General features: G+C 61.1%; 10 protein-coding genes. 3 read left to right on the top strand and 7 right to left on the bottom strand.

The genetic code is table 11. The features are described from left to right. Positions 1-116 precede the first annotated feature (116 nt). The 3 genes from ACKLNA_RS26035 to ACKLNA_RS26045 all read right to left on the bottom strand — a co-directional run bounded on the left by ACKLNA_RS26035 (position 117) and on the right by ACKLNA_RS26045 (position 4017). A complete protein-coding gene (locus tag ACKLNA_RS26035; protein ID WP_408987538.1) occupies positions 117-1496 on the bottom strand; it encodes a VOC family protein in 1380 nt (459 codons plus the stop codon). A 111-nt stretch (positions 1497-1607) separates the two neighbouring features. Beyond that, a complete protein-coding gene (locus ACKLNA_RS26040; RefSeq protein ID WP_085708726.1) occupies positions 1608-2546 on the bottom strand; it encodes an alpha/beta fold hydrolase in 939 nt (312 codons plus the stop codon). Between the two features lie 16 nt (positions 2547-2562). Beyond that, the gene (locus ACKLNA_RS26045; RefSeq protein ID WP_408987539.1) at positions 2563-4017 is read right to left on the bottom strand and encodes a flavin-containing monooxygenase; all 1455 of its coding nucleotides are present in this window, start codon (positions 4015-4017) and stop codon (positions 2563-2565) included. Positions 4018-4201: 184 nt separating this feature from the next. Between ACKLNA_RS26045 and ACKLNA_RS26050 the strand changes: the two genes are divergently transcribed. From ACKLNA_RS26050 to ACKLNA_RS26060, 3 genes are all read left to right on the top strand, one after another. Next, the gene (locus tag ACKLNA_RS26050; RefSeq protein WP_408987540.1) at positions 4202-5275 is read left to right on the top strand and encodes a diguanylate cyclase; all 1074 of its coding nucleotides are present in this window, start codon (positions 4202-4204) and stop codon (positions 5273-5275) included. Positions 5276-5359: 84 nt separating this feature from the next. Continuing rightward, positions 5360-6598 (top strand): M20/M25/M40 family metallo-hydrolase, encoded by a 1239-nt coding sequence (locus ACKLNA_RS26055; protein ID WP_408987541.1) that lies wholly within the window; start codon positions 5360-5362, stop codon positions 6596-6598. Between the two features lie 545 nt (positions 6599-7143). Beyond that, positions 7144-7446 carry a hypothetical protein gene (locus ACKLNA_RS26060; RefSeq protein ID WP_289205002.1) on the top strand — a complete coding sequence of 101 codons (303 nt, stop codon included), beginning with the start codon at positions 7144-7146 and terminating at the stop codon, positions 7444-7446. A gap of 78 nt (positions 7447-7524) precedes the next feature. On the opposite strand, the gene ACKLNA_RS26065 is transcribed toward ACKLNA_RS26060, so the two are convergent. The 4 genes from ACKLNA_RS26065 to ACKLNA_RS26080 form a co-directional block, all read right to left on the bottom strand. Continuing rightward, a complete protein-coding gene (locus ACKLNA_RS26065) occupies positions 7525-8394 on the bottom strand; it encodes an oxaloacetate decarboxylase (RefSeq protein WP_085708719.1) in 870 nt (289 codons plus the stop codon). 160 nt (positions 8395-8554) lie between these two features. Further along, complete coding sequence (astA, locus tag ACKLNA_RS26070) at positions 8555-9589, bottom strand: arginine N-succinyltransferase (RefSeq protein ID WP_408987542.1); 1035 nt, start codon at positions 9587-9589, stop codon at positions 8555-8557. 55 nt (positions 9590-9644) lie between these two features. After that, positions 9645-10661: an arginine N-succinyltransferase gene (locus tag ACKLNA_RS26075; protein WP_408987543.1), complete on the bottom strand. Its 1017-nt coding sequence runs from the start codon at positions 10659-10661 to the stop codon at positions 9645-9647. A 118-nt stretch (positions 10662-10779) separates the two neighbouring features. Beyond that, positions 10780-12129, bottom strand: a complete 1350-nt coding sequence (locus tag ACKLNA_RS26080; RefSeq protein ID WP_085708716.1) for an APC family permease — start codon at positions 12127-12129, stop codon at positions 10780-10782. Positions 12130-12153: the final 24 nt, after the last annotated feature.

The following is a 12153-nucleotide window of genomic DNA, read 5'->3' on the forward strand; positions in this document are numbered from 1 at the left end:
TTGCGCACTTGGCTGCAGCCCTTGATGTGCAAGGGCTGCAGCGATTCTGATGGGGTTTTTATTACGGGGAACTGCGCAACTTCTTGCGCAGTATGGCCAGGTGCCGCTTCGTCGCGTTATCGGGCAAGCGCCTTCAAACATTCCTCGATCGAACGCCGTTGAGTCTCTGCATACAAGCCCAGTTCATCGATGGTCGAACGTCCCAGGGACAGTTCGAATGACTGCCGGTTGGAGTGCTCACCATAGTGCGTCTGCGCGGCGTCTCCCAGGTTCGACTGAAAAATCCCCGCTGCACTCACCGGCAGGAAATCTTCGTACACCAGCGGTTCGGCTTTCACATAGCCGTCGCGCAACAAAGCTTGCAGCGAAACCTCAGCGGGACGACCCGCCGCCAGCCCTTTGTCTGTCAGGAAATAACGGAAATACGCCAATTCCTGCTCGCGCATGCCTTCGAGGCTGTCAGGAAATTCGCTGAAGTGCCGGGTCATCAGCGCGTTGTAGCGTGAGGCATTGGCTTCGTTGGGGAAGTCACCCAACTCATCTCGCGCGGCATTCAACAGACGGTCGTACAACGCCCGGCCCTTGGGTGTCAGCGCCGCACCCCGTTGCTCGATTTCGCCAAACCGGGCGCTGTGGCTGCCGCGGGTTTGCGTCTGGTCGGTGAAGGCGATCGGCTCGTCCAGTGCCTTGAAACTGGTCTGGCGCAGGAGGATCGGGTGCTGCCGGCGCGGTGGCCCTTCGATCACCGCTTTGGGCGTGATGCCATGCAGCGGCATCTGCGCCTGAACGATGTCGATGTCCAGGGTACGCGGTGTCAGGTGGTTGATGTGCGGGCCTTTGAACGCAACCACATCGGCGATCAGACGATGCTGGGCGCTGAGGGTCTGGTACTGCGCGGCGGTGACGGTGGCGCTGTGGTGCCAGCGAAAAGTCTCCAGTGCTTGCAGGACAAATTCCCCGGCCTCGGACTCATTCAGCCCGCCAGCAGATTCGGCTTGCTCGATCAGGCGCAGCGCGGTTGGGGTGAAGATCGAACGCTGATCCAGCACCGATTGGGCGAAGGCCCGCAGCTCGGGATCTTCGATCAACTCCAGTCGCAACAAAGAAGTGAACACCCGGAACGGACTGACCTGCAGCGCATCTTCATGCACTGCTCGAAACGCCGTGGAATGCACCGGCACCCCGGCGGGGGTCAGGTCGTAATAACCCACCGGTTGCATGCCCATCACCGCAAACAGACGGGCGAGGGTGGCCAGTTCGGCGGCGGTGCCGACGCGGATCGCGCCATGGCGCTCCATGTCCAGCCGTTCGATTTCGCCGGTGCTGTGCAACTGACTGGCGATCTGCGGCTCGCGGGCCAGCACTTCGCGGTTGGTCTGCTCCACCAGTTCCATCAGTGCGCCGTATAGCGGTACTTCTTCGCGGTACATGTCGGACATCGCTTTGGAGAAGCGTTGGCGGATCAGGTCGGGGCTGACGAACGGCTGCACGGTCATGAAAAAAATTCCTGGCACGGTCACGTAAAGGATGGAGGAAAAGATCGCAGCCTTCGCCCACGCGGGCAAACGAAGAATCCTACGAACTTCATTCTGCCAACGACTGACCGGTTACCTGTCCGCGCGTGAGTTTTCCCCCAGGAACTCCCGATACAAACGCGCCGTGTTCGACGGCTGCTCGACCATCGGCATGTGCCCGACGCCGTCCCACACATCCACCCGCAGATTGGCGATGCCCTTGCTCCACACCGGCACACTGCTGACATCGATCAACCGGTCCTTGCGACCCCAGAGCAACAGCGCCGGGCATTTGATGTCCGGCAACTTCGGTTCCATCGGCGGACTTGCGCGAAAGTCCCGGAAGATCTCTTCCAGTTCGTCACGTTGTTGCTCGTAACGCTGGGCGATGGCGTCGAGCACCAGGCCGGGCACCCACGGCGGCGAGGCCATGGTCATCGCGTAGAAGTGTCGGAATTCTTCCCGGGAGTTGATCAGGAACGGATTGTGCCCACGGGCCAGGTGACGTTCCATGTCGCTGGCCTCGGGTGCGGTGACGCCGGCCGGGTCGATCAGCGCCACCGACGCGATGCGATCCGGGTAGGTCGCCGCCAGCCACGCGGCGATGTAACCGCCCATGGAGTTGCCGATCACGTGGACCTTCTCGACGCCGCAGACGTCGAGCAGCTGGATCATGCGTTTGGCCTGAACCGGAATGTCGTAGCCACCGCCGGCCTTGAAGCCGGTTTCGCCGTGACCGGCCAGATCCGGGATGATCACCCGGTACTGCCCGACAAAATGCCGGGCGAAGCGCAGCCACAGGTTCTTTTCGGCGCTGTAGCCGTGCAGCATCAGAATGCTGCTCGACGCCTCGTAAGGCCCGCCTTGCCAGGTCGACACAGTCATTTCGGCGATCGGCACTTCAATCTTGTGCAGTCGGTACAGTTTCGCCTCCAAAGCTGCGCTCAGGTCGTAGAGCCAGTGACCGACCGCCGGGTAGCTCAACCAGCTCCAGGCCACGAAAACTGCGAGGGCGACAAACAGCAAAAGCATCGTGGGTCTTCCTTGTTCAAGACAGAATGTGGTCGGCCGGTTTCAGCGCCCGGGTCAAGCGGTGGTAGCTGAAACTGAAGCCGGGAAACATCGCGATCACATGACCGCTCCTGCTTTGATACCAACTGTGGCAGCCGCCGGTTTTCCAGACCGTGCGCTCCATCTCCCGGTGAATCATCTGAGTGTAGGTACGTTCTGCTTCGGGGCGAACTTCGATGCTGCGCAGACCTTTGGCCCGCACGGTACGGATGCAGTCGAGGATGTAGTTCATCTGCGATTCGATGATGAACAGCGCCGAGGTATGCCCGATGCCGGTGTTCGGCCCGGTAACGATAAACAGGTTGGGAAAGTCCGGCAGGCTGGTGCCGAGGTAGGCGCGGGGGTATTGCGCCCAGACATCGCGCAGCTTTACGCCGTTTTTTCCGCTGACCGGGTAGGAAATCACGCCATCGGTGGCGTCGTAACCGGTCGACCAGACGATCAGATCAACGTCGATGTGCTGGCCATCCGTGGTGACGATGCCGGTTTCGTCGAGGGCGGCGATACCTTGTTCGCGGCTGTGCAAGGTGACATTGGGCCGGGTCAGCGCCGGATAATAGGTGTTGGAGAGCAATACCCGTTTGCAGCCGATGGTGAAGTCCGGCGTCAGTTGTCGCTGCAGTTCAGGGTCAGTCACCTGGCGTTTGAGAAATTTCAGCGCCTGGTTTTGCACCATGTGAATCGCCGGTTTCGAATATTTGAAGGCGATGATCCGGGTTTCGAACTGCCAGTAGATCAGCCAGCGCAGCAGCTTCCAGGCCGGTTTCAGCCCCAGCAGCCAGCGCTGGAAACGTCCGAACTTTCGGTCGGGGCGCGGCAGCACCCAATGGGGTGTGCGCTGAAAGACGTGCAAGTGCGCGACATCCGGCGCAATCGTCGGGATCACCTGCACCGCACTGGCACCGCTGCCGACGATCGCCACGCGTTTACCGCGATAGTCGTAGCTGTGGTCCCAATTGTTTGTATGAAAGGTCTTGTCTTGAAAGCGATCACGACCGGGGAAGGGGGGCACGACCGGTTGACTCAGCGGCCCGGTGGCATTGATCACGAACTGCGCGTAATAGGTGCCCTTGGCGCCGGTGTGTACGGCCCAGCGCTTTTCGTTTTCATCCCACTCGATGTGCTCGACATCGGCTTGCAGTTCCACCCGGTCGCGCAGGCCGAAACGCTCGATGACGTGTTCGGTGTAGCGATGCAGTTCGGCTTGTCCGGCGAACATCTGCGTCCACGGGTAGGGCGCGAACGACAGTGAATACAGGGGCGACGGCACGTCCACCGCCGCGCCGGGGTAGGTGTTCTGGCACCAGGTGCCGCCGAAAAAGTCCCGCCGCTCCAGCAAGCGAAAATCGTCGATGCCGGCCTTGAGCAAATTGACCGCCGCGCACTGGCCGCCAAATCCGCTGCCGATGATCAACACTTGATAGGTCTGCATGGGCCTCCTTCTTAGAGTCTTTTTTCCATTTTCCTACTTCATGTATAGCCAATCATTTGCCTGCCGTGTGCCGGAAATGGCGGGCCGCGGGGTCGGAGACTGCCGGCCGCTGGCCGGTGATGGCTATTTAACGTTGCCCTGTTAGACTCCGAGCACATCCTTTTGCGGTGTACTCGAGGCCCTTATGGGAAGAACGGGAGGAAAGGGACTTTCACTGGCCAGGAGGCTTTACACATCGCGAACCCTGGGGCTGGTCCTGGGGCTTTTGTGCGTGAGCGTTGCGATGTATCCGCTCGATGCCCCGGCCTGGGTCTGGGCGCTGATGGTGTTCAACGGCCTGGTCTGGCCACACCTCGCGTATCAGTGGGCGCGACGTTCGAAAGTCCCTTACCACGCCGAACACCGCAACTTGCTTATCGATGCCTTCCTTGGCGGACTCTGGGTCGCGGCCATGCAATTCAATCCGCTGCCCAGTGCCACGACCATTTCGATGATGGCGATGAATAACGTTGCCATTGGCGGGCTGCGCTTTCTGCTGGCAGGGTCGGCGGCGCAGTTGCTTGGCGTCGGTGTCGGGCTGGTGGTGTTCGCCCCGGCCTTCATTCCGGCGACCACTCCGGCGCAGATGTATGCCTGCCTGCCGTTATTGATGCTGTACCCGTTGGCGCTGGGCTGGATCTGCTTTCGTCAGGCCTACACTCTGGGCGTGCAGAAACGTGAATTGCTGGCCCTGAGCCGTACCGACAGCCTCACCGGTCTGCTCAACCACGGCGCCTGGAAGGATCAACTGGAAATCGAATTCCTGCGCTGCAAAGGGCAGCAAAAAGGCGCGGCGATTGCGCTGATCGACATCGACCACTTCAAGGCGATCAACGACACCTACGGCCATGTGGCCGGCGATATCGTCCTGCGCCAGTTGAGCAAGATGCTCAAGCAGAACCTGCGCATGGCGGACGTGGCCGGGCGCTACGGCGGCGATGAGTTCTGCGTGATCCTGCCGGACTTGCCGCTGTTCAATGCGGCGCAGGTGATGGAAGCCTTGCGCGAGCGTTTTTCCTTTCTGGTCTACGAACAGAATCCGGCGCTGAAAGTCAGCCTGAGCATCGGCCTGGCCGCACTCGATCCGGCTCACGGCGATGCGACACGCTGGCTGAATGACGCCGATCAGGCGCTGTACGAAGCCAAGGCGACCGGGCGCAACCGGGTGATCTGTTGCAATGACGATCCGCCGCGGCGCGAGGTGTTGGGTTCGGTTTGAACGGATGCGGTGTCGCATCCGGGATAGAGCCTTGGGGCGATGTCAGGTACGGTTCAGTACCCGACACGAAACAAGGATTGATTCATGACGTTCAAATTCCCTCGTTCCCTGCTGGTCGCCGGTCTCGGCCTGACCCTCTCTTTCGCAGCCGCTGACGCCTTCGCCGAACCGCACAAACAGGTGCTGGCCGACGCCGAGCAATACAAACCCGAAGCCCTGAAACTGCTGGAACACCTGGTCAATATCGACTCCGGTTCCGGCGATGAAAAAGGCCTCAAACAAGTCAGCGAAATCGCTATTGATGAGCTGAAAAAGCTTGGCGCGACTATTGAGCTGGTGCCCAACACCCCGGAAAAAACCAACCACGTGCTCGCCACGCTCAAAGGCACCGGAAAGGCCAGAATCCTGCTGATGGCGCACATGGACACGGTGTTCAAGGAAGGCTCCGCTGCCGAGCGACCGTTCACCATCAAGGACGGCCGCGCTTACGGGCCGGGCGTGATGGACGACAAGGGCGGGATCGTCGCCGGCATCTACGCGCTGAAAGTCCTGAAGAACCTCGACTTCAAGGACTACGCGCAAATCACCTTCCTGCTCGATGCCAGCGAAGAAACCGGCTCGGACGTCGCCACCGACCTGATCAAGAAAACCGCCAAACTTCACGACGTGACACTCAACCTCGAACCGGGTCGTCCGGCGGATGGCCTGGTGGTGTGGCGCAAGGGCAGCGCCACCGCGCTGGTCGAGGTCAAGGGCAAGGCTGCTCACGCCGGCGTCGCGCCGGAACTGGGGCGTAACGCGGCGATGGAAGCGGCGCATCAGATTCTGCAACTGGGCAAGCTCGGCGACGAAGCGAAGAAAACCACCATCAACTTCACCGTGCTCAAGGCGGGCGACCGCACTAACGTGATCCCGGATCAAGCCATGGCCAAGGCTGACGTGCGGGCGGCGGTGCCGGAGGAATTCGACCGGATCGAGAAGGATCTGGCGCGGGTGTCCCAGGACAAGTTGATCCCCGATACGGAAGTGAAGACCTCGCTGCAGCGCGGCTTGCCGCCGATGCCGCAGACGGCGGAGTCGGATCGTTTGATGGCGATGGCTCAGGGGATTTACGGCGAGATTGGCCGCAAGTTGACCGAGGAGGGCAGCGGTGGGGCGGCGGATGCGAGTTTGTCGGCCGGGGTGGGAACGCCGACGCTGGATGGGTTCGGGATTGTTGGCGGCAATATTCATACGCCGGAGGAATATGCGGAGGTGGAGAGCGTGGCACCGCGGATTTATCTGTTGTCGCGGATGATTATGGAGTTGGCTAAGGGGCGGTGAGCGGGACGGTGGCGTAGCGGAGTTGGCGGGGTGTCAGGCTTTCCCCTCACCCCAGCCCTCTCCCGGAGGGAGAGGGAGCCGACCGAGGTGTGTTGCGCTATACATCGACCTGAAGCATCGAGTCGATTATGGATTCGACGCAAATCTTTCACGTCGGTGTATCTCCCTAATATTCCCCAATCGGTTCCCTCTCCCTCCGGGAGAGGGCTAGGGTGAGGGGGCTTTTTGTGGGAAATGAGGAAAGCGTGAGCAGCCCACAACTTTCCAAGACCTTTCCTACAACGTACCCTGTTGCCGCGTTTCGGTGCCGACCCTATAGTCTGGGCTCGCGGAAAACTCCGCGAACGATCTTGGCCGGTCGGTAACCTGAAACGTAACAGCTCCATCGCTCAGAGCAGTTTCTGGGCAACGTGTTATGGCGGCTGTGCGCGGGACACCTTAGGGTGTGCCGGATCTTTCAGGTATCTGGTCGGCCAACCCGCTCACAGCTGCCACCTTTATTCGCTTGGCCGCGAACGGTGGTTGTCTCACCTGGAGTTACACCAATGTCAGAACAAGTAATCCCCCGTTACCTCCCCATCGACACCTACGACGCCGAATCCCCGGTGCTCTTCATCAACACTCAAAAAGAACTCAGCGACATGGCCGCGTGTGCGATGCACCGATTTGTAGTCGTGCGCGATCTGGCCGATACCTTTTCCAGTCTCGACCTCAAGGGCATTTCCGATTGTGATCTGACGCGCATTACCAGCGCGGTGCATCTGCTGATGCGAGAGGGCTGCGCCATTCTGAACGTGATTCAGACGCGGGCATTGCAGCGGGAGGCGGGCTTCAAGACAGCGGTCTAGCGGTTTCGCGGCGGGCGCCATGCGAGTGGACTCGTAATGGCGTCGGGCCGCTCTGCCTCTTTGTCGCGTGGTGCGGGGTTACTCTTTGACGCTCATGTATTCCTTGGCCCAGAGAATGTATTCCTCAGGCTGGGTGTAGGTGTGGGTCAGTTCGGTGGCGCTCAGGTCAGAAGCCTGGGTGAAGATCTGGCGCTGTTCGCGCAGGCTGTCGTAAGTCGCCTTGATCGCCGCGAAGTAAGCACCGTGGCCGTCGATGGTCACGCGCACACCCAGTTCGGCCAGGCGTTTGTCGTCGCGCAGCGCCGGGTTGCCGTAGGTTACCAGCATCAGCGGGACGGTCAGGTGTTCGGCGATCTGCTCGAGCTGATCGAAGTCCTGGATGCCGACCATGCAGATACCGTCAGCGCCGGCGGCCTGGTAATGCTTGGTGCGGCTGATGATTTCCTGGTTCGGCAGGATGCCGGCGTTGGTCCGGGCGATGATCGCCATTTCCGAATCGACCCGGGCTTCCAGTGCCGCGCGGATCTTGCCGACGCCTTCGGCGACGGTGATCAGGTCAGTGGATTTACGGCCAAATTGTGCCGGCAGCAGGGTGTCTTCGATGGTCAGCGCGGCGACGCCGGCGCGTTCCAGTTCGACGATGGTGCGCATCACGTTGAGCGCGTTGCCGTAGCCGTGGTCGGCGTCAGCGATCACCGGCAACTGGGCGACGCGGCCGATGCGGGTGGCCTGCTCGGCGAATTCACTGAGGGTGATCAGGGCAAAGTCCGGGGCGCCCAGCACCTGCAACGAGGCGACGGAGCCGCCGAGAATCCCTACTTCAAAACCCAGGTCAGCGGCGATGCGGGCGGACATCGGATCGAACACCGAGGCGGTGTGATAGCAGGTGTCGGAAGCCAGCAGCTGACGGAAGTTACGGCGCAAATCTTGATGAGAAAGCCTGGTCATACGAGTTCCACCAATACAAAGGAATGGAAAGGCTTGAGCAAAGGTGTCAACGCCGAAGGTGAAAAGGCTATCACGCCAATGGGTCAAGGATCATGACGAATTAACGAGGAAGTTAACCAGGAAAAACCTGTTCAGGCTTTCTTGCTGCAGGCAGAGGCGCTCAGGCCGCCACTGCCTGCTGCTGTTGATTGGGCAGCGGCACTGCCCGTACCGAGTTGCCCGGCTGCAATTGCAGGCGTTTGGCGGTGAGGCGGTCGATCACCAGGCTGCTGCCGACCCGGCGGCCCGCAGCGACGGTGATGCGGCAGTTTTCCAGACGGCGGTTGTGGATCAGCCACAGCGGCGCCTGTTCGTCCGGCGTGCCGATGCTCAGGCTCAGTTCCAGGCTGTCGCGCACGGTGCGGATGCTGCGGATCGGTGCTTCGATTACCGGGCCGCCGTCGAAAATGTCGATATAGCCTTTGTGAGCGAAACCTTCGGACTGAAGGATTTTCAGCGCCGGCTCGGTGTTGGGGTGGGCCTGGCCAATCACCGCCTGAGCTTGCTCGGTGAGCAGGCAGGTGTACAGCGGCTGACGCGGCATCAGTTCGGCGATGAAGGCCTTGTTGCCCAGCCCGGACAAATGATCGGCGTGGCTGAAATCCATCTGAAAAAAGTGTCGGCCCAGGCTGTCCCAGAACGGCGAGCAGCCTTGTTCGTCGGCACTGCCGCGCAGTTCGGCGATCATTTTCTCGCCGAACAGGTGCGGGAATTCGGCAACAAACAGCAAACGCCCCAGCGACAGCAAGCGCCCATTGCTGCCGTGGCGCTGGTCGTGGCGCAAAAACAGCGAGCACAGCTCCGATTGGCCGGTCAGTTCATTGTTGAGGAACAGCGTCGGAATCTGCCGCTGAATGCCCAGATCCGGCGCCGAGCTGACGGTCAGCCCGACCCGATAGTTGTACCAGGGCTCACGCAGGCCGACGGCCCCGGCCAGGGCGCTGACACCGACCACTCGCTGCTCGTCGTCTTCAAGCACGAACAGGTAATCGGCATCGGCCCGCTCGACCTGCTCGGCGAACGCCCGTTGCGCCCAGCGTACCCGGTGGGCCAGGCGATCTTCGTTGGCAGGCAGGGTGGTGAACCCCGGCCCGGCCTGTTGCACCAGCGTCATCAACGCTGGCAGGTCGCTGACTTGGACCGGACGGACAATCATGCTGCAACTCCTTTTGCGCGCCTGCTCGGGCACTGTCGTTGGGTGAGGGCGCGGTTCACAGGGCAATCAACCGGATCGAGTCGCCTGCGCGGACGTTGAGCGCCGCGCAAAGGGCCGGGTCGAGCGCCAGGGGCTGGCCGGGCTGGTAATCCAGCTCGGCGACCACCGCCCGAAAGCCATGCAGCGCATCGTTGCTCACCAGATAACGACCGCGGGCATCGATCAGGGGTTCCTCCTGAACCGTGACTGTCTGGCTTTGCGTGATCGATCGGATGTTGGCGGTGCGTGCATACAAGGTCGGGCCGGCATCGAACAGGTCGATGTAGCTGTTGGTTTCAAAGCCTTCACGCTCGAGGATGTCGAAGGCTTCCTGACCGTCCGGGTGGATGCGGCCGATGCACTCCTGCGCCGCCAGCGGCAGCATCGGCACGTAGATCGGGTATTGCGGCATCAGTTCGGCGAGAAACGTACGGCTCTGCAAGCCGCACAGGCGCTCGGCTTCGACGTAGGGCAGGTCGAAGAAATGTTTGCCCAGCGCATCCCAGAACGGCGAGTGCCCCTGTTCATCGCTGTAGCCGACGATTTCGGTAATCACCGCTTCGGCAAAACGTGACGCATGGGCAGCGATGAACAGCAGGCGCGCCCGTGACAGCAACTCGGAAAACGGTGTGCGCACCAGCGCCGCGTCGATGTGAAAACCGCGCAGCAGCGTGTGACCACTCAGGTCGTGGCACAGCGACAGCGCCGGAACGCCATGTTCGATGTTCAGTTCCCGCGAAGCGCTGGTGAAATGGCGGTTGCGCAGGCTGTAGAACGGTTCGTTGAATCCGGCAGTGGCGAGAATTTCCGAGCAGCCGACCAGGCGACGGCTGTCCAGGTCTTCCAGCACGAAGAAGTAATTCTCCGGGCCCTGAGCCGCGGCATCCGTGTCGAACGAGGCGCAGGACGCGGCGATCTTTTCGCCCAGGTGCTGGCTGTCATCCGGCAGGGACGTGACGCCCACCAGGCTGTCGCGAGCCAGTTGTTGCAATTGAGGCAGGTCGGTTGGCTCGACTGGACGTAAGACCAGCATGGATGCACTCCTGTATCAAAAGGTTTGGCACATTCGCCGAACCTGACTATCACTGTCGGTTTCCACGCGTTAAAGCGGCGGTCGCCTGATTTGTTGTCAGACGCCGCCCTTTTTCTTGTCAGCCATTGCTCGGGTCAGGCAGCGCGGTACTGGCGCCGAGCTTGTTCAGGAAGAACAGGTACACCAGACCCAGGGCGATCCAGATCAGGCCGAGTTTCTGTGCATCGACGCCCATGTTGTACATGATGGCCGCGACGATGCCGAAACCGATCACCGGGCAGATCAGGTGACGGATCACCTGGCCGGACTTCTGCCGGCGCCAGTAGTAATTGATCACGGTCAGGTGCAGCAGCATGAAGCCGCTCAGGGCACCGAAGTTGACCAGCGAGGTCAGGGTGTCCACCGAGTTGATGAACAGGTAGCAGATCACCAGCGACAGCACGGCCACCAGATAAATGCTCAGGTACGGCGTGTTGTGTTTCGGGTGGACCTTGGCCAGCACTTTCGGCAGCTTGCCGTCGCGGGCCATGCCGAACAGCAGGCGCGAGACCGCGGCTTGCGAAGTGATCGCCACCGCCACGCCCCAGGCCAGGGCCGTGGCCACGCCGGTCAGCGTCGCGAGCCAGCTGCCGGCGGCGATTTCGGCGATTTCATAGAACGCAGTGTCGGCGGACTTGAAGCCCATGCCGGCGGCCAGATCGGTGGCGATCCAGGTCTGGACGACGAAGATCGCACCCATCACCACCAGGGTGATCAACGCTGCTTTGCCGACGCTGCGGCCCGGATCGCCCTTGATCTCTTCGGCAAGTGTGGAGATCGCATCGAAGCCGAGGAATGACAGCACCGCAATCGACACCGCTTGCATCAGCAGGGCGAAATTGAAGGTTTCCGGGTGATACAGCGGCGCCAGGGTCAACTGGCCGTTGCCGCCACCGTTGTGCAGGGCGTTCCAGGCGTAGAACAGGAAAATCCCCAGCACCACGAGTTGCGCCAGCAGGAACAGGATGTTCATGCGGGCGGTGAAGGTGATGCCGCGCAGGTTGACGAAGGTCGCGCTGACGAGAAAGGCGAGGATGAATCCGACTTTCGGGATGTCCGGGTACAAATGGTTGAGCGCCATCGCCGCATAAACGTAAAGCAGCGGCGGAATCAGCAGGTAGTCGAGCAGCATCAGCCAGCCGGCGAGGAAACCGACGTGTTGATTCAGCCCCCGTTGCGCGTAGGAATAAACCGAACCGGCAATCGGAAAGGCCCGGGCCATGCTGCCGTAGCTCAGCGCGGTGAAAACCATTGCCACCATGCCGATGATGTACGCCAAGGGCACCATCCCCGGTGCCTCGGCGTTGACGTAGCCATACACGCCGAACGGGGCGATGGGGATCATGAAGATCATCCCGTACACCACCAGGTCGGTCAGTGTCAGGCTACGTTTCAACTCCTGTTTGTAGCCGAACTCTTCTATTTCCATGAAGCGCAACTCCTTGTCAGCCAA

It is taken from the genome of Pseudomonas sp. UV AK001 (assembly GCF_046097675.1).
GTDB lineage: Bacteria > Pseudomonadota > Gammaproteobacteria > Pseudomonadales > Pseudomonadaceae > Aquipseudomonas > Aquipseudomonas kribbensis.

What these genes read in the sequence shown, in the direction of transcription:
- ACKLNA_RS26035 (WP_408987538.1), bottom strand. Translation starts at nt 1,496, where the DNA reads ATGACCGTGCAGCCGTTCGTCAGCCCCGACCTGATCCGCCAACGCTTC.
- ACKLNA_RS26040 (WP_085708726.1), bottom strand. Translation starts at nt 2,546, where the DNA reads ATGCTTTTGCTGTTTGTCGCCCTCGCAGTTTTCGTGGCCTGGAGCTGG.
- ACKLNA_RS26045 (WP_408987539.1), bottom strand. Translation starts at nt 4,017, where the DNA reads ATGCAGACCTATCAAGTGTTGATCATCGGCAGCGGATTTGGCGGCCAG.
- ACKLNA_RS26050 (WP_408987540.1), top strand. Translation starts at nt 4,202, where the DNA reads ATGGGAAGAACGGGAGGAAAGGGACTTTCACTGGCCAGGAGGCTTTAC.
- ACKLNA_RS26055 (WP_408987541.1), top strand. Translation starts at nt 5,360, where the DNA reads ATGACGTTCAAATTCCCTCGTTCCCTGCTGGTCGCCGGTCTCGGCCTG.
- ACKLNA_RS26060 (WP_289205002.1), top strand. Translation starts at nt 7,144, where the DNA reads ATGTCAGAACAAGTAATCCCCCGTTACCTCCCCATCGACACCTACGAC.
- ACKLNA_RS26065 (WP_085708719.1), bottom strand. Translation starts at nt 8,394, where the DNA reads ATGACCAGGCTTTCTCATCAAGATTTGCGCCGTAACTTCCGTCAGCTG.
- astA (WP_408987542.1), bottom strand. Translation starts at nt 9,589, where the DNA reads ATGATTGTCCGTCCGGTCCAAGTCAGCGACCTGCCAGCGTTGATGACG.
- ACKLNA_RS26075 (WP_408987543.1), bottom strand. Translation starts at nt 10,661, where the DNA reads ATGCTGGTCTTACGTCCAGTCGAGCCAACCGACCTGCCTCAATTGCAA.
- ACKLNA_RS26080 (WP_085708716.1), bottom strand. Translation starts at nt 12,129, where the DNA reads ATGGAAATAGAAGAGTTCGGCTACAAACAGGAGTTGAAACGTAGCCTG.